At 45.8% G+C, this 17,161-nt stretch carries 15 protein-coding genes and 1 other RNA gene; 9 read left to right on the top strand and 7 right to left on the bottom strand.

Going from position 1 to position 17,161, the window contains the following annotated elements; genetic code table 11:
* The first annotated feature begins 120 nt into the window (after positions 1–120).
* Positions 121–1,098 carry a serine/threonine protein kinase gene (locus IPJ71_10450; GenBank protein MBK7844098.1) on the top strand — a complete coding sequence of 326 codons (978 nt, stop codon included), beginning with the start codon at positions 121–123 and terminating at the stop codon, positions 1,096–1,098.
* Positions 1,099–1,154: 56 nt separating this feature from the next.
* Here the strand turns inward: IPJ71_10450 and IPJ71_10445 are convergent, their stop codons facing one another.
* Complete coding sequence (locus IPJ71_10445) at positions 1,155–2,486, bottom strand: diguanylate cyclase (protein ID MBK7844097.1); 1,332 nt, start codon at positions 2,484–2,486, stop codon at positions 1,155–1,157.
* A gap of 341 nt (positions 2,487–2,827) precedes the next feature.
* Between IPJ71_10445 and ffs the strand changes: the two genes are divergently transcribed.
* From ffs to IPJ71_10405, 8 genes are all read left to right on the top strand, one after another.
* An RNA gene (gene ffs, locus IPJ71_10440) (signal recognition particle sRNA small type) lies at positions 2,828–2,926 on the top strand.
* An 18-nt stretch (positions 2,927–2,944) separates the two neighbouring features.
* Positions 2,945–4,663 (top strand): DNA polymerase III subunit gamma/tau, encoded by a 1,719-nt coding sequence (gene dnaX / locus IPJ71_10435; GenBank protein MBK7844096.1) that lies wholly within the window; start codon positions 2,945–2,947, stop codon positions 4,661–4,663.
* Positions 4,660–4,983, top strand: coding sequence for a YbaB/EbfC family nucleoid-associated protein (locus tag IPJ71_10430; protein MBK7844095.1), 324 nt, complete (start codon positions 4,660–4,662; stop codon positions 4,981–4,983). The genes dnaX and IPJ71_10430 overlap by 4 nt, the downstream gene beginning before the upstream one ends.
* A 17-nt stretch (positions 4,984–5,000) precedes the next feature.
* The gene (gene recR, locus IPJ71_10425) at positions 5,001–5,621 is read left to right on the top strand and encodes a recombination protein RecR (protein MBK7844094.1); all 621 of its coding nucleotides are present in this window, start codon (positions 5,001–5,003) and stop codon (positions 5,619–5,621) included.
* On the top strand, positions 5,621–6,214 hold the full coding sequence (locus tag IPJ71_10420) for a gliding-motility protein MglA (protein MBK7844093.1): 594 nt from the start codon (positions 5,621–5,623) through the stop codon (positions 6,212–6,214). The genes recR and IPJ71_10420 overlap by 1 nt, the downstream gene beginning before the upstream one ends.
* A 98-nt stretch (positions 6,215–6,312) precedes the next feature.
* Positions 6,313–7,293: a quinolinate synthase NadA gene (gene nadA / locus IPJ71_10415; GenBank protein ID MBK7844092.1), complete on the top strand. Its 981-nt coding sequence runs from the start codon at positions 6,313–6,315 to the stop codon at positions 7,291–7,293.
* The gene (locus tag IPJ71_10410; protein ID MBK7844091.1) at positions 7,286–7,885 is read left to right on the top strand and encodes a 4'-phosphopantetheinyl transferase superfamily protein; all 600 of its coding nucleotides are present in this window, start codon (positions 7,286–7,288) and stop codon (positions 7,883–7,885) included. Before nadA ends, IPJ71_10410 begins: the two co-directional genes overlap by 8 nt.
* A 68-nt stretch (positions 7,886–7,953) precedes the next feature.
* The gene (locus tag IPJ71_10405; GenBank protein ID MBK7844090.1) at positions 7,954–8,358 is read left to right on the top strand and encodes a hypothetical protein; all 405 of its coding nucleotides are present in this window, start codon (positions 7,954–7,956) and stop codon (positions 8,356–8,358) included.
* Positions 8,359–8,497: 139 nt separating this feature from the next.
* On the opposite strand, the gene IPJ71_10400 is transcribed toward IPJ71_10405, so the two are convergent.
* The 6 genes from IPJ71_10400 to pbpC all read right to left on the bottom strand — a co-directional run bounded on the left by IPJ71_10400 (position 8,498) and on the right by pbpC (position 16,989).
* Positions 8,498–9,109: a hypothetical protein gene (locus IPJ71_10400; GenBank protein ID MBK7844089.1), complete on the bottom strand. Its 612-nt coding sequence runs from the start codon at positions 9,107–9,109 to the stop codon at positions 8,498–8,500.
* 98 nt (positions 9,110–9,207) lie between these two features.
* The gene (locus tag IPJ71_10395; protein ID MBK7844088.1) at positions 9,208–9,879 is read right to left on the bottom strand and encodes a hypothetical protein; all 672 of its coding nucleotides are present in this window, start codon (positions 9,877–9,879) and stop codon (positions 9,208–9,210) included.
* A 13-nt stretch (positions 9,880–9,892) separates the two neighbouring features.
* Positions 9,893–11,200, bottom strand: a complete 1,308-nt coding sequence (gene thrC, locus IPJ71_10390; protein ID MBK7844087.1) for a threonine synthase — start codon at positions 11,198–11,200, stop codon at positions 9,893–9,895.
* A complete protein-coding gene (locus IPJ71_10385; GenBank protein MBK7844086.1) occupies positions 11,197–12,177 on the bottom strand; it encodes a homoserine kinase in 981 nt (326 codons plus the stop codon). The genes thrC and IPJ71_10385 overlap by 4 nt, the downstream gene beginning before the upstream one ends.
* Positions 12,174–14,654: a bifunctional aspartate kinase/homoserine dehydrogenase I gene (gene thrA / locus IPJ71_10380; GenBank protein ID MBK7844085.1), complete on the bottom strand. Its 2,481-nt coding sequence runs from the start codon at positions 14,652–14,654 to the stop codon at positions 12,174–12,176. Before thrA ends, IPJ71_10385 begins: the two co-directional genes overlap by 4 nt.
* Positions 14,655–14,751: 97 nt before the next feature.
* Positions 14,752–16,989 carry a penicillin-binding protein 1C gene (pbpC, locus tag IPJ71_10375; protein ID MBK7844084.1) on the bottom strand — a complete coding sequence of 746 codons (2,238 nt, stop codon included), beginning with the start codon at positions 16,987–16,989 and terminating at the stop codon, positions 14,752–14,754.
* Positions 16,990–17,161 lie beyond the last annotated feature (172 nt).

The raw sequence follows: 17,161 nt of genomic DNA, 5'->3' as shown, positions 1-17,161 counted from the left end.
TCAAAGAATGGTGTTTCGGGTACTCAATTTTTACATTGTGGTAGAGGTTCTGGGGTACTCGAATCGTCTCCCCACATTTTCATTGCATCAAATCTCAGAAATGCTTAGTTTGGCTTCACTATGAATAACTCATTTTATAATTTGACACCCGATCGGGTCATGAAATCCGCTGAAAGGGCCGGGTTTTTTCCAACTGGAGAGTACACTCAACTGAATTCATATGAAAATCGCGTTTTTGATATCAGATTGGAAAAAGGAACCTGTGCTCCTGAATTGAATGATCGGTTGATTGCCAAGTTCTATCGCCCGGGGCGCTGGGATTGGTCGACTGTTCAAGAAGAACATACCTTTTTACGTGAACTTCGCGAGTCTGGAGTTCCTGTGATCGCTCCATTTGTATTGGAGAATAAATCAACGATACAGTTGTGTGATGAGATATTGGTCAGTTTTTTTCCTAAAGCTTTTGGAAGAATCCCACAGGAATTGAAATTTTACGATTTTAAAAAAATTGGTCGAACACTCGCGAGAATTCACAACATCGGGCAGCTTAGCGAGGCGAGGCACCGTCCTTCGCTTGGTTCAGACTCTATGGGCTGGCCGGCGCTTGAGATTTTGGAGGATTGGGTTGCACCTGAAGTTTGGGGTCGATACAAAAAATCCGCGAGCGAGATTCTGAATTGGCTTGATGAGGCATTGCAAGGAATTAAAAAATTTCGAATTCATGGTGATTGTCATCGAGGGAATCTTCTTTTGACTCAAGTTCGGGATGAGCCGGAGGAATTTTTTCTGCTTGATTTTGATGATTTCTGCAGGGGACCGGCGGTACAGGATTTTTGGATGCTTTTTTCTGGAGATTTAGAGACCTTCGAAGAAGAAGAGAATGCCCTCTTATCAGGATATGAAGAGCTGAGGGATTTCAATTACGAGGAGCTACAGCTAATACCTGCGTTGAGGGGATTACGTATTATCCACTATGCAGGCTGGATTGCAAAGAGATGGGAGGACCCTTCATTTCCTCGTCTATTCCCCTCGTTTCGAGATTACAATTATTGGGCTCACGAAGTCGAAGCCCTGGAAAATATTGCCTGGACGTTATGATTTCATGCCTCTGCCCTGCGGATTTCAACTAGCGAAAAGATGTCAATTTCTCCCACTCAGTTTCCATCAGGTTTTATTTGTTTGGGGCTAAAGGGGGTGGGAGGCTTGTCTGATCGTCTTCGTTGCCTATTTTGTCCCTCTTTATCATGAGAACCGGCCGTAACGGCATGCGTGTTTACTTGAGCGCCGTATTTCTCGATAGCTTCGTTGGAGAGGCCCAATCTCTCTTTATAAAGAATCTTAAATGCCTTTGCATCAGATCTGGCTTGCCTGAGTCCATACCTGTACTCTGCTCCAGGCAGAACAATGGCACCCCCCACAGAGACTGAAGCTGCATACCGAGATTGGTTCACTATTTTTTTAAGCTGTAACTCTAAGTAGATCTCTTTAAGTTGGTCGAAGTTCATGGAGTATTCTGCACTTTCCTGGTCATCTCCTAAAATGGTTCTGAGAAAGTCATGAGGCAGATCTGAAAAACTCTTCGCTTTATATACCATGCGATAGTCTCTTGCCAATGCACGTCGCTGTTCAGTGAATACTGCCTGCGCCTCTTTGCTTTGATGAACAGACCGAACAATTCGATCCAAAAGCGCTTGAACGCCTTTTGCTTGATCCAAATGGCCCTCACGAATGGGGAGCAAAAAGACAAATTCGTCGCCTCCTATTTTGAGCATGAGGTCTCCCCCTTTACCCAATCGGAGGTTGTTAGGCATGGCCTTTCCAAAGGCAATGAGATACTCGTCGCCAGCGATGTATTCCCTCTCAAAATAATTGACCTTTCCCAAAAAATTCAAATCTGCAAAAATAACAACTGTGCCGAGCGGGGCATACTTAACGAAGGCTTCTGCGAGCAGACCCCCCTCAGGGGTATTGGCATCGATAGCTTGCGTTTTGGAATCAATAGTGAGAGGTCTGTCGTAATAGACTCCCTCGAGTCCTTCGGATTCTGATGGCATCCGCATTTTTAGAGTGATTTGTCCCCAAGCATTGATGAACTTAACAAGACTTAATTCCCCAATTGAAAAAATGGTTTCTATGTAGCCTTCTCCCAACGCAAGGACTTCATGGGAAATCCTTAAGAGTTCGTCCTGAGGAAGATTCACATACTCTGGATAGCTTCGAACGAACTCCGATCTCCATTTCTCTGCAGTGGCAGAGAGTCCTTCAATTTGATTGTTTTCGATTAAGTTGTGCAAGAAGGCCCGGCTCGCGTCCTTTAATTGAGCAATGCACCGAGATGGAGAACTCGATGCACTCGCATGATTATGATCGGGCACATTATTCACTTGGCCACTGAGAGAAGGCTGTAGGGTGGCGGAGACGGAGGATGGGGGCGTCGTTTCAGCGCCTAAAGCAGAGACCTGGAGAACAGTGAATATGAGGGCCATAATTGGGAGTTTGATCGGCTTCTCCATTAGGGCGCCAGACTTATGACATAAAGCGTAAAAAGTCGAGTTTTTTTTATGGTCCCTGGGGGTATTGATTTTTTATAGATGACTGCCCAATGTGAGCTGAGCACGCGACCGCTACTCTGCCTGCAGATCTCCTCGACCAGTGTTCTCTTGTGCGGCACGCAATAAATGGTCCCTCTGCTGTCCCAGGGGTTGAAGAGGGCTGCGGCATCAGCTAGAGTGGCCGCTCGTTTTTGTTTTAGCTGTAAAATGTCCTGCTGCGGGCCTTTTGGGCCTTGTTTTTGGGCAATTTTTTTGTTTTGCATGAGGCTTCGTATGGCCGGGTCCCATACAATAGCTAGCTTAGTGAATCCCGCCAGGTCCGGAAGGAAGCAACGGTAACTAGGGTTCTATGTGATATGGGGTGCCTGGCCACTTTTTTGGGAGGCGTGAGTTTGTCCTATCAAGTGATAGCGCGCAAATGGCGACCAAAGACTTTTGATGAGCTTGTGGGGCAGACCCACGTTAGCCAGACCCTGCTCAACGCTCTTCGCAATGGCCGTCTTCACCATGCCTTATTGTTCACTGGTCCTCGCGGTACCGGTAAAACGTCCTCAGCGCGAATTTTGGCTAAATCCTTGAGGTGTGCCCAATCCGTGAACTTTGTTCCCTGTCATAGTTGCCGTGACTGTCAGGACGTGGCAGCTGGACGCTCAATCGATGTGATTGAAATTGATGGAGCATCCAATAACGGAGTCGATGCGATTCGCGATCTACGCGAAACGATTGGCTACATGCCCTCTTCGGGCAAATACAAGCTTTATATTATCGATGAAGTTCACATGCTTTCAACAAGTGCCTTCAATGCACTCCTCAAAACCTTGGAAGAGCCACCTTCCCATGTCATTTTTGTGCTTGCCACAACGGAGGCTCACAAAATTCCCCATACGATTTTATCTCGTTGTCAGCGTTTTGATTTTAGAAGAATTCCAGTTCGAGCTATTGCCTCCCATCTCACAGACATCTGCCATGCGGAAGGGATCAAATCTGATGAAGAGGCCCTTTGGTTGATTGCTCGCCAAGGTGATGGTTCCATGCGTGACAGTCAAAGTTTGCTAGATCAAGTGATCACGTTTTGTGGTGCTCATGTGACCAAAGCACAAACGACTGAAATTTTGGGTCTTACAGATCGCACTTTGCTCTTGGATTCTATCGATGGCCTCACACGGCAGGATGCAAAAAAAATCATTGAAGTTATTGAGAAGATTTTTACCGCAGGTTACGACCCCAAAATTTTTATTCAAGATCTACTCGAGGAATTGCGCAATCTTTTGCTTATTAAGCTAAGCGAAGGAAGTTTGACTGGGATTGTGGATCTCCCCGATTCAGAAATCTTACACTTACGATCCATAGCCGGGAATTTATCAGAGGAAGACATTCACCTTTTGTTTGATATCGCATTAAGGGGTGGCAGCGATTTAGTGAGAGCCCAAGACACGCGAATTGTCCTCGAGATGCTCCTTTTGAAAATGACTTCAGCACCGCGCATAGTTGATATTTTTTCTCTGAACGAGACTGCGGTTCGAGGAGCAGAAGACCTAAGGTCGGCAGAGAAAGTCACTTCAGCACGAGAATCAAACGCAACAAACGCAACAGATGCAGCAAATGCGGCAGATGCAACAAATGCGGCCTCTGTTTCATTGGTTGGTCTCGCCTCGGCTCCGACCGAGTCTTCCAATGAGCCCACAATATCTGTGGCGAATCATCAGTCTTCTGGTATAGAAGCCAGATGGCTCGACTTACTTAGCAAAGTAAAGAGAATCAATCCGATGGTGGGAGCAAAGCTTGAGCATACCTGCCTTTTGGGCGTGGATAAAAAAGTGATACGTCTGGGCATTCCTGACAATATGAGATTTTTATCCGGACAAGTTGAGGACAAGGAATTTCAAAAAAAGTTGCTGAACTATATTGGGACATTTTGGGGGCCGGGCTTCAGTATCGAGACCAATTCCACCCAAAATTCTCCGGATAAGCTCTCCCCTCGGGCACTTGAAGAGAAAAAGAAGCAAGATGAGATATTGCAAACTCGACAACAGGTCGAGAATCATCCATTTGTAAAATCAACCCAGAAGATTTTTAAATCTCAGATTAAGGGTATTAAGGAGACAACATGAAAGGATTTGGTGGTGGGCTGCAACAAATGATGAGACAAGCCAATCAAATGCAGGCTCGCATGAAAAAGCTCCAAGAGGAATTGGCCACTCGCGAATTTGAAGGGGGAGCAGGTGGAGGGGCTGTCTTGGTTAAGGTCAACGGAGACAATAAGCTTCTCTCGATACAGATAAAACCTGATGTCGTGAGTGCCAGTGATTTGGAAATGCTCCAGGATTTGATTGTTGTGGCCACCAATGAAGCCATTAAAATGGCTAAAGATACTTCACAGCAAGAAATGTCGAAGATTACTGGCGGTATGAATTTTCCAGGACTATTTTAAAAGACAAGGGATCACGGATGATTCGACATGTACCGTCCCTCGAAAAGCTCACTCACGAATTGGGTAAACTTCCTGGCGTTGGTCCAAAAACAGCCCAACGCCTCGCCTATTATATTTTGCGTTCGCCTCAAGACTATGTTGCAGGCCTCAGTCAGGCGCTTCAGGCAGTTAAAGACAATGTCCACGAGTGTCCAGGATGTTTTTCATACACCGAAGAAGTCGATTTATGCCGGTTTTGCCAAGACGTGGGTCGTAATGATGAAATCCTGTGCGTTGTAGAGGATCCTGCCGATATCTTGAGAATTGAATCCTCAGGGGTCTTTAAGGGTCGCTATCACGCTCTCCATGGAGCAATCTCCCCTCTTGACGGCATACATCCTCAAGATTTAAAGATTCCGCCCCTGTTAAAGCGCATTCAGGATGGTTTAGATGGAATTCGTCCCCGCATTCGTGAAATTATTCTTGCCTTAGATGCGGATCTTGAGGGAGATACCACTGTTCTTTATCTTGCCAAGGTGCTCCGAGAAAAGGGCATTCAGATCTCACGAATTGCTCATGGTGTTCCAATTGGCGGAGATATCGACTATATTGATTTTAGGACACTGGGTCGGGCTTTAGAAAATCGGGTAGTGCTTTAATGTCGTTTGTAAATCGTGATACCAAAGAAATTCATTGTAAGATTGTTTACTACGGACCCTCGTTGGGTGGAAAGACCACTAATTTACAGTGGGTCTACCACAAGGCAATCAGTGAAGAAAAATCAGAACTTGTTTCCTTACCTGGAGACGTGGATCGCACTCTTTTCTTTGATTTTTTGCCGATCGATATTGGTGATATCAGAGGGTACAAAACCCGCTTTCATCTGTATACAGTCCCAGGTCAAGTGGTCTACGAGCCAAGTCGTAAACTTATTCTTAAGGGACTGGATGGCGTCGTCTTTGTAGCCGATTCTCAGGCCGAACGAATGGATGAGAATTTTCAGTCCTTGGCAGACCTGGAAAAAAATCTGAAATTGCAAGGCTATGACATTGCAGATCTGCCGCTCGTCTTTCAATACAATAAACGGGACCTTCCTAACGCTCTTCCTCTCGCCGAATTACGTAGTTCTCTGAATCGTTTTAATGCACCTGATTTTGAAGGAACTGCCCGTGAAGGCAAGGGGGTATTTGAAGCTCTGAAGACAGTCTCAAAGTCAATTATCACCGTGCTCAAGGGTGGCGAAATTTATTGATTCCTGTTAGATAGGGAGGGCCTTAGAGGTTTTGCTGGAACAGCATCATCTCTATGATCGATGCTGGGTGGTTCACCTGCTGACCAAAGGAATTTCCCATGAGGATTTTAGCTCAAGAGATCCTGAAGATAAAAGAAAAGACAAAAACCGCAATTCTCGCCCATTACTATGAAGAAGGCGATATTCAAGATATCGCCGATTATGTCGGTGATAGTCTATACCTCGCTCAAGTCGGTCAGACCTCGCCAACAAAAAAAATTCTCTTGGCCGGAGTTTATTTTATGGCTGAAAGTGTGAAGATACTTTCTCCAGAAAAAACTGTTCTTGTTCCTGACCTTGCGGCAGGCTGCTCTCTCGTCGAGAGTTCTCCCTTTGATCAGTATCTGAAGTGGCGTCAACAACATCCAGAGGCCATTTGTGTTACATATATTAACAGCAGCGCTGCGGTTAAGGGGATCTCTGATATCATCTGTACTTCGAGTAATGCAGAACTAATTCTTAACTCTATTCCAGAGGGGCGTCAGATTTTATTTGGTCCCGATTACAATCTTGGTCATTACCTTTCGAAGAAGATCGGAAGAGAATTGATTCTTTGGCCGGGGGCCTGTGAGGTTCACGTTTTGTTTTCTGCGCGCAAGCTTTTTGAACTTAAATTGCGATATCCTCAAGCCGTTGTGCTTGCCCATCCCGAATGTCTTGAGGGCATTCTCCAGTATGCAGATGTGATTGGTTCGACTTCAAGGCTCCTCAAGGAAGTTCAAGAAAACTCATCGCGTACTTTTATTGTCGCCACTGAATCAGGTATTTTTCATCAAATGAAAAAATTGCGACCCGAAGCCGAACTGATACAAGCTCCTGCAGAAGGAAGTTGTGCTTGCAACGAGTGTCCGTACATGAAACTCAATACTCTCGAGAAGATTGAGTCGGCCTTGTCGAGCCAGCAGCCAGTTGTAGAGCTTTTGCCAGGCCTGAGTGAAAGGGCTAGAGTGCCGCTAGACAGAATGATGATGTTAACCAGGGGCGAAAAGGTCGTTTGGCCGGAGTTCTTTTCATTTTCTGAGGGACTCTCATTTGTTTGATCTTTCCCACATAAGCCAGGACCTGGAGAAGCATTGGAAGTGGGGCTCTCTCCGCCTTGAAATCAGTTCTAAGTGGTCCTCTATTCAAGTCGGGTATCGCGAAGAGCTTCGTTCAGAGATGCTCAAGGATGCCCGCAAAACAAATTGGGGTGAGTCGGTCGACAATCTGCTCGTTCCTGGTCAGTTGGGAGAATTACAGCGCGGTTTTTTTAGTATCAGTCATTGTCCCTTGGCCGGTGGCTATGTGCTTCAAGAGGCTCCTCTCGTTGGTCGTTCGATTGGATTTGACCTTGAACAGGCCTCGAGAGTTTCTCCTGAGATTGTGAATCGAATTTCCACGCCATCTGAATTTAAGGACAGCCCGGACCCTGCATCACTTTGGACAGCAAAGGAGTCCCTATATAAGTCTCTCCCAGACTCTATTCAGCCTTCCGCTATATCTGGTGTCAGGGTGGTTGACTGGTTAGCACTTGGGGATAATCTATACAGTTTTTCAGGCCTTATCTCCTCAGCACAACACTTCCACAACTCCCATGGCCTTTTGTGGACAATTAATGATCTCAAAATGGGATTATGTCTTTCTTGGATTTAATTTTCTTGTATCGGCACCGATAGGCCCTTATGGCAGGTCTTTGGTCCTAAACAGTAGAGGGAAATTATATGAGCACTAAATCCGAGAGAAGAGCGGCCGATCGAAAATCGGTGGACGGGATTGAGGTGTCGGAATTAACCTCTCTGTCAAATTATCGGGTGCTCGCTAAAAAGGGAATCATCATGGATGCCTCCATCACTGGTTTGTTGATTCGAGTTGAGCGCAAAGACCTTGTTCCAGAAGATTTAAAGACCAATCTGAGTCTAGATTCTCTCGTTGGCCAGCAAGTGGTTCTTTTCCTGCCGCAGATGAATTTGGATTTGGATGGGACAGTCAATCGGACTGCTCACAAGGGACGTGGCTTTTTTGAAATTGCGATTGTTTTTTCCAAAGAGGTTCCCGAATATTGGCGGGAATGTCTGATTGATCTTCTCCCTTCACCAGGTGAGATTGGAAAAGTGGAAAACGGCTAGGGCGTATCTTTATTTCTGGGGAAACGCCATTGATTTTGAAATCGCTGGAGGCGAAGTCCACCATTGATGCCACCTCTATGCAGGAAAAAAGAGGGGTCCAAAAGTCGGCAAAATCAAGCGAACTTTGAGCGGCGGGAGCTCAATGAATTTTTTCTCTAACTAAGATTGGGCAAGGAAAAATAGAATCGATCTGAGAGAAAAGGGCGTGAATTTCCGGATCTCTCCTTTTGAGAACGTCCATGTTTCTCTGATCAGTCGCTTGATCGTTATAATATTTTTCTATGTAGTCTTGCGAGCTTTCGGATCCCGATTGGAGTTCAAAAGACGCTCGAAAGAGGCCATTTTCAAACACCACAACATTGGGCCTTTTGGAGGTAATGATAGATGTATCTACGTCAATCAAAACTATCATGGAACGAGAATCCGAAGAGGATCTAAAGGGATGAAACCACAATCTGTTTCGGACCGCCCTGAGTTTATCTTTTGGTGACAAGCCGGTAAATTCTTCAAATGAAAGACCGCTTTGATAGAAGTCGACCTGGTCTACATAGAGATTTCGTTCTGAATCAACGCCAACGATCTTAGCATCTCCCTTAACTAACTTTTCTTTCGTTCGACCCTTATAGACAATATACCTGTCAGGATAGAGTTCTAAATCCACTTTATCGAGGACGGGGAAATCGAGAGAGGAGGAACTGGCCATCAAGGGCATGACGACAAAAAAAATGGCAAAAAGGGTATTCGTGTTCATAGATGTCTGCGTCAGCAATTTGGGTGCCAGGGGTCCGACCCAGTTACGCATCTGTGAAAATTCTAGGTTTTCTGTATTTTATATTTATATGACTGGCCCTAACATAAATTAGCTGGCCAACTTGCTTTCAAAGGATGAAATGGGGGAAGCCCGCTCCGGCTCATGAGTGCCAAGGAGTAATGACCAGGAAAAAACCACGACAAGGCTTCCAAAATATCTTTGTGCTCGCTAACTGGTGGATTCCCAAAACATTCCAAAGAAAAACACAAATCATAATTTATTTTGTCTCTAGATATGACCAGGGCCTCGGGTTCCATGATTCCTTGCTGGGCAAGAAATTCACAAAATACCTTTCGTGCATATTCGGGCCAATAATCTAAGGATGGAGCTCCGGAAATGACCTTTTCTCCTTCTGGAAATTCAACTTGCTGAAGACCGCTAAATTTTGATTGTTCAGGACTAAAAAACCGACCTGTGAGCCTAAAATTCCAAATCATTCCATATGGCAATACATAGTCTGGAATGTATTTGTGCGGATTGATGACCATACCAACGCCCGCTTCTGACAGCCAATGAAGAATCTTAGACATTGATTCCGGGGAGTCGGATCCACCTAGCTGAACAGATAGATAGGGCCATCCATCAGGTCCGTTCTTTGGGGTCTCCGAAACGACTTTCCCCTGACTGTAAGGAAGCAGAGACAAGACTTCCATCTCCCATTTTTCATCGCGAACTGACTCCGGTTGAGTCAGCAATTTTTCTAAGTTCATTCAAAACCTGCCGTTAAAAAAATGAGTGGGTTTGCTTTATTTTCGCTTGGAGGGCCTTCAACTCTGGTTCAATCTCCTGAAAAAGAGAAGGACGACTATATATCTCAGCCAAAGAGGGTGGAAGAGGAATCTTGCGACCTAGCAAAGGCTCCACAGTTTCTGAAAATTTTGAGGGATGGGCAGTGGCAATTATGATCCAGCGTCCTTGCTTCTGCTGGTTAAGACGAATCCACGCAGCAGTGGCCGTATGGGGACACCATATTTGTCCCCATTTATTAAATCCTTGGCGAATGGACTCCCGAATTTCGACGTCACTGACTGAAAAGGCCTCAAATGCCGATAGAACTTCTCTTCTCGTGGGAAACAGATGATTCAACCTCTCGATGTTGCTCGGATTGCCAACGTCCATGGCATTTGCCAAAGTTGGAATAGACGGCCTGGTAGCCCAAATATCATTTCTTAAATAGTCAACAAGCGGACAATTGGCATTTTGGACGAGAACAATCTTCCCCAGTGGAAACCCCATTTTTCGCGCATAAAAAGCACCCATTGCGTTACCAAGATTTCCCGATGGAATAATGTAATTGCCCTCATATCCATATCGATGAAGATGTTCAAGACTGGACGAGGCGTAATAGAGTATTTGGGGCAGGAGTCGCCCAAGACTGATGCTATTGGCAGAGGTCAGTGCAAGCTTAGCAGCTAATGAGTCTGCTTCAGAGAGCATCTCTTTTACGAGTCTTTGGCAGTCATCAAAGCTGCCATTGACAGCAAGTGCCGACACATTTTCGCCCCAAACGGTGATTTGCTTCTCCTGAAGAGACGAAATTCGCCCCTTTGGAAAGAGCACTGTGACGTGAGTGTTTGGTCTTTGAAAAAAAGCCGATGCAACGGCTCCGCCGGTATCGCCGGATGTTGCGACTAAAATATGAAAAGAGATTCTCCGCTGGAGAGCCAAACGACTGAGAGAGGAGGCAAGAAATCTCGCTCCAAAATCTTTGAATGCCGCTGTCGGTCCATGAAAAAGTTCAAGAACTGAGGTTTCAGAATCAAGTTCTAAAAAAGGTACAGGAAAATTGAAAGCCTCTTGGCAGATGCTTTCAAGAGATTCTTCGAGGAGATCGCCTTTTAAAAAGGGCCTGAGAATATCCACAGCAAATCTGGGAAATAAAGACTTGGCTTCATCTCTCTTAAGAAGATTCAAATCAAAAACCGGAATTGACTCGGGAACGTAAAGACCGCCATCAGGTGCAATGCCATGAAGGAGCGTTTCTGAGAAGGGCAAAGAATTTGCCTGATGACGTGTGCTGATAAACTTCACTTGGAAATCTGAGCTCCTCTCTTTGAAATACGTGAAATCCAACTCGTGCTGGTAAGTCCCTTCGCTGCAAAAGCCATCTCCATTGCCACTTTCACTTTTTTCGCCTTCGATGGGCCATTCACCCAAGCAAATACACTAGGGCCCGATCCCGAAATGGAGACTCCTAAAGCTCCGGCCAAAATGGCGGCAGACTTTACCTCCTGAAACCCGGGGATCAATTTCTCCCTTTGTGGTTCAATAATAATGTCACACATACTTTCCTGAATGAGATCCATGTCATTATTTATACAACCTACCAAAAAGCCCGCCAATCTAGCACTTTGCAAAACATGTTGTCTAAGTGAAATTTCAGATTTCAAGAGAGAACGTGCTGCCTTGGTCTCGATTTGAATATCTGGATGGACAAGAACACAGAGGATCGATTGCGGGCAGGGGATAGAGCTCAGACGGCGCGCTCCACTTGTGAGCTGGAGTCCGCCAAATAAACAGGGAGCAATATTGTCGGCATGAGAATCTTGACTTGAAGTGAGATTTTCGCCAGCCAGTGCAAACTCCAAAAGATTTGCGACCTTCAAAGGTTTGCTTAAAAGACCATTGGCCGCAACCACAGCTCCCACTGCTGAAGCTGCCGAACCACCCATTCCCGAAGCAAGCGGAATCCCCTTTTTGATAGAAATCCGAAACCCGTAGGGGAGATCTAATTTCTCTCTCATTTTCATTAAAGATCGAGAAGCTGTGTTCTGTAAAGGATCGAATGGGAGTTCCGTGACAACACCTTCTATGCTCGCGATCTCAACTTTTGGTTCGGATATTTTCTCCACTCGTACGTGGTCGCCCACTCCCTGAATCGCAAATCCGAGAATGTCAAATCCAACAGCAACATTTCCCACCGTCGCTGGAGCGAAGGCGGCGAGACTTTTCCTGGGATTATTGCGAATACTTCTATTATTTCGTAATCCTCTATTAATCGTACTCATAGCTGTGAGGGTGCTCCAAGGTAATAGGCCAATTTAAGAAGATCGGCAAAGACTCCGCCAGCGGTGACTTCTGGCCCCGCTCCTGGGCCCTGTACGATCAGAGGCTGGTCGTAGTATCGTCTGGTTTTGAATGCCACAATATTATCTGTCCCAGTTATTCTTCCAAAGGCATGTTCTTGAGGCACGGATCTCAGAACAACTTCTGCTCGATTTTGAGAATCCACGCGGCCCACATACCTTAGCACCTCGCCCTTTTGGGAAGATGCCTTGATCTTCTGGTCCATCTCTGAGTCATATTCAGCTAATTTCACCATAAATTCATCAAGATCAACGGCGCGAAGTGCCAGAGGTATCAGATTCTGAATGTCCACATCTTCGATATTCAGACGAAACTGGGCTTCTCGCCCGAGGATGACCAATTTTCTTGCGACATCTGTTCCCGACAAATCATCGCGCGGATCAGGCTCTGTATAACCCTTAGAGCGAGCCTCCAAAACTAATTCCGAAAAGGGCTTTGATCCATCGTAAAGGTTAAAGAGATAAGAGAGAGTGCCAGAAAATATCCCTTCTATCTCGAAGACCTTATCACCCGTCTGAACAAATTCCCGACAAGTGTTAATCAGAGGCAGCCCTGCTCCCACGGTCCCTTCGTAAAGATAGTGAACGTGATTTTTCTTAGCGGCCTCTCTAATTTTATAATAGAGTTCGAGTGGTCCGGAGTTTGCTTTTTTATTAGGGGTCACGATGTGGATTCCCCGCTCGAAGACCGTCGGATAGCTTTCTGAGACAGTTGAGCTAGCCGTACAATCCACCAAAGCTGCGTGAGGAATTGAATCAGATCGAATGTGCTGGAGAAATTTTTCCAAATCAAAGGCTTGGTGATTCTCTTGAAAGATCTCCTGCCAGTGATTCAAGTCGATAGGTTTTTGCGAAAGAAGCATTTTGGTTGTATTGGCGATTGCCCGGAGACGGAAATCGACACCTAAGCGATCATGCAATAGATCGGTCTGACTCGCCAATTGTTGCAGAAGAGTAGCACCAACTTGGCCGGGACCAATCAATCCAATAGAAACGGTTTGCCTCGATAAATAGAAGGCCGAGTGGACAGCTTGAAGTCCTCGCGTTGCATCTGCCTGGTCAATTACAATAGAGATATTTCGTTCAGAGGAGCCTTGGGCTATGGCTTTCACATTTACCTTTGCCTCGCCCAAGGCGGAAAAAAACTTGCCAGCGGTTCCAGGATGATAAGCCATATTATCTCCGACCGCTGCCAACACACAGCACTTCTCCTGAATATCGATTTTTTGCACAAAGCCTTGGAGTCTTTCTGCGTGAAAGGCCTTGTTTGCGGCCGTTGATGCGTCGGCGGCCTGCGCTTGGGGAACGACAAAACAAATGGAGTGTTCAGAACTCGCTTGGGAAATCATGATAACGGAGATCTTCACTTCGCGAAGTGCGCCGAACAGACGACTCGCCACTCCCGGGACTCCAAGCATTCCCGTGCCCTCCACATTAATGAGAGCGACATTTTCGATCGTGGAGAAACCCTTCACAGGAAAGGTCGAAGAGGATTTTGAATGAATCAATGTTCCAGGCATCTCGAGATTGAAGGAATTGCGAATACGAATAGGAATTTGATGGCGAATTGCGGGAGCCAGAGTTTTTGGGTGAATAACTTTAGCTCCAAAATAGGCCAACTCACTTGCCTCATTATAGCTCATTTCATTTAAGACGACCGCATCAGGAACGCGTTTGGGATCTGCGCTGAGAACACCATCGACGTCTTTCCAGATAATGATCTCCCTTGCCCCCAGCAAAACACCAAAAATAGCGGCCGAAAAGTCGCTGCCATTTCGCTTTAATGTTGTTGGAATCCCATCCAAATTTGACGCAACAAAACCAGTGACAACCAAAAAAGGATTATTGAACTGATTGATCCAGCTATCCATTTTCGCTTGCGAAATCTCCCAGTCCACGACAGGACCATTCTCACTATCACAAACAAACAACACCTTTCGTGCATCCAAAAAGGCAACGCTGAGTTGAGCTTCCTGTAGCGCCGATGTCAGTATTTGAGCCGACCAAAGTTCGCCGTATCCCGACACCAAATCCAAAATATGCTCGGAATAACTCTGGGAGAGAAAGCTCGCGTGCAGCAGATCCGAAATATCCTTAACATCATGTGTGATTACTTCGCTCAGGAATTTCTTGTTTTCAGGAGAAACCAAAAGCCTGTCAACCACTTCAAGATGGTCATTCTGAATGGCTTGCAGTTTATCCTTATAGATTTCGCCGCGGGATTTTGCCAAGGTCAATAACTCGATCAGACGGCTTGTGACTCCCGCCATGGCTGAAACAACCAAGGCAGTACGGCCCTTTGATTCAACCGGGACCCAGCTAACTATATTCGCAAAGCACTCAGTTGTGCCAAGGCTGGTACCTCCAAATTTATAAATGGTCCAATTTTTAAAATCCATTTAAAAAATCCAATCCCATGCTCCCTATATATCCCATATATTTTTCCTTGTCCCGACGAGGAGGCCAGAGCAATTGCCAATTTGAGAGGCCAACTGATTATCCTCCCTTGATCAAAAAATTAACTTTTGCAACTGTCTCTCCTAGCGGTGAAATGATCATCATTTGATGATGACCCGTTTCGGGTTTCTCAATTTTAAAGGGACTCATCGCCTGACCCAAAATATTCCCGTTCAATTTCAGTAGGCTGTTTTCAGGAATTTCCCCTTTAAATCGGACGTACAAAGCAATGCGGCTATCAGAAATCTTTGGATCCTTGATAAGGGTTGACCCTTCCGCAGGAAATACAAATTGGACGCGCTTTTCAGGAGCAAGCTCTATCACTTCGGCCAAAGGCTCAGTGCCTTTAATAAAGAATTCAGTTTGGGAATTGCTCTTCCAATGATGACGAATCTTTTGAGTGACTAGGCTACTTGGAAGTTGAGGTGCTTTACTCGGTTCATCTTTGTGCAAGTGCTCCATGATCTCCTGCCATGAAGGGGCCGCTCCAGAAACTCCGCTTACTTCGTCCATTGCTTGAGCGTCAAAATTTCCCGTCCAAACTCCGACTGTGTAGCGCTCGCTTGAGCCCACGCACCAATTGTCTCGATAATCCTTGCTTGTTCCAGTTTTCACCGCAGTCCAAAAAGAAGTCTCAAGGGGACTTTCCCATCCAAAACCAATAGACCGAGCATTGGCATCAGAAAGGATATTTGAAACAATAAAGGCGGCCTCTTTGGACATCGTGGATGAAGGAGATAATCCTCCGACCTTTTCCTTATCATTGTTTCGAGGAGTAATGGCGTTAGGATTGTTCCAATTCTCTGTTTCCACCTTTCTCTCAGTGAAATCGAGATCTGACCAAGCGCCACCGTTAGCCATTGTTCGGTAGGCATTTGTTAGTTCATCTAGCCGTACATCCACAGCTCCGAGCACCATTGAAGCGCCATAAAAATCGGCTTCTTTCAGCGTGGAAAATTGAAGACTCTTTAATATTCCGTAGGTCTTTTCAAGTCCTAGAATTGTGGCAACTTTGACTGCTGGGACATTGAGCGAAGAGCCCAGAGCTTCCCTCACAGAGACATCGCCATAAAAAGTTCGATTGTAATTAATGGGCCGATAAACATATCCTCCCCAAGATATGGTTGTCGCATCATCCACTAAAACAGAAGCTGAGGTCAAAATCCTGCTGTCGAGCGCTTTGGCGTAAATAAATGGTTTTAGTGTCGAGCCCGCCTGACGAGGTGATTGAATCCCATCGACATGAGGACTCAGAGAACTTTTGATAGCCCCAACATAAGCAATGACTTTACCACTTAGGTTTTCTACCACGATCGCTGCTGCGTCGCGAACGTTCTTGCCCTGAAGCCGGGCAATCTGCCTTTCCAAGATTGCAGAGACCTCTCGCTGCAACTTCCGGTCTATACTTGAATGCACGATCATTTCTGTGGGATGATCTCGGAAAAGTCGTCGAGCTAGATGTGGCGCCTCATTTGGCATGGGGATTGAGCCTTTTGGCTTTTGGCTCATCAATTCCAGAGCTGATCTCAACTCATCACTGTCACATTCGCTGTTCGGGTCGTTTGAACGGCCTGAAGAGCTTTCGCCGATCCGTCTTATGAGTGAACAAGCTCTTCTTTCGAGGACCTTAAAGCTCTGATTTGGTCCCGATATAGAAGCCGCCAGAACAACGGACTCGCGCTTATCGAGTGTAACGGGATGCTTGTCAAAAAAAGCATAACTTGCTGCCGGCACCCCTTGAAACTCCCCGCGCAGATGGATCAAATTGAGATATGCCTCCAGGATTTCGCTTTTACTCCATTTTAATTCTAGAAATGGAGCTCTAGCAATCTGCAGCAGTTTATGAAACCAAGACCCCTTTTTAATACGCCGATTACTAATGAGGACGTCTGGTTGAATGAGATCGCTGAGTTGCATTGTGATGGTGCTTGCACCCTGAGCTCGATTGCCCTTAAAGAGAGCGGCTGAGGCTCGAAAAAGGGACTGAAGATCAAATCCAATATGGGAAAAAAAACGCTGATCTTCAGCTTGGACAACAGCCTGTCGGATATCATCTGAAAATAAGCGGAGAGGATACCAGCCCAGTCGACGCCGACTAAAATCAGTGCGCAAAATCTGTAAAGGATCACCATCGCGAGAAAGCAAAATTCGATCTGATCCTACAGCAAGTTGAACAACTCCCGAAAATGAAGGAGTCAGAAGAAGGCCGAGCGCGATCAGAGCCAGAATGGCAGCGCTCATTAAATACAATATTATGTTTAACTTACGACGTCTCATGACCTTCCCATCATTGGCGTGCGAGTTTATATGAATTTTTTAGTAATGTCCCTCTGAATAGCAACTTTTTACCAAGAAAAAAATGCAATCCGACAATTCTATAAGCGATCAACGAAGCATAGCCGCTACAATGTTGACCAAACGAAATTGATTTCCAATTAGGCAAACCACG

The organism is Bdellovibrionales bacterium (genome assembly GCA_016714165.1).
Classification (GTDB): Bacteria; Bdellovibrionota; Bdellovibrionia; order Bdellovibrionales; family UBA1609; genus JADJVA01.
The sequence above is the reverse complement of the archived record's forward strand: the minus strand, read 5'-3'. Positions and strand labels throughout refer to the sequence as shown.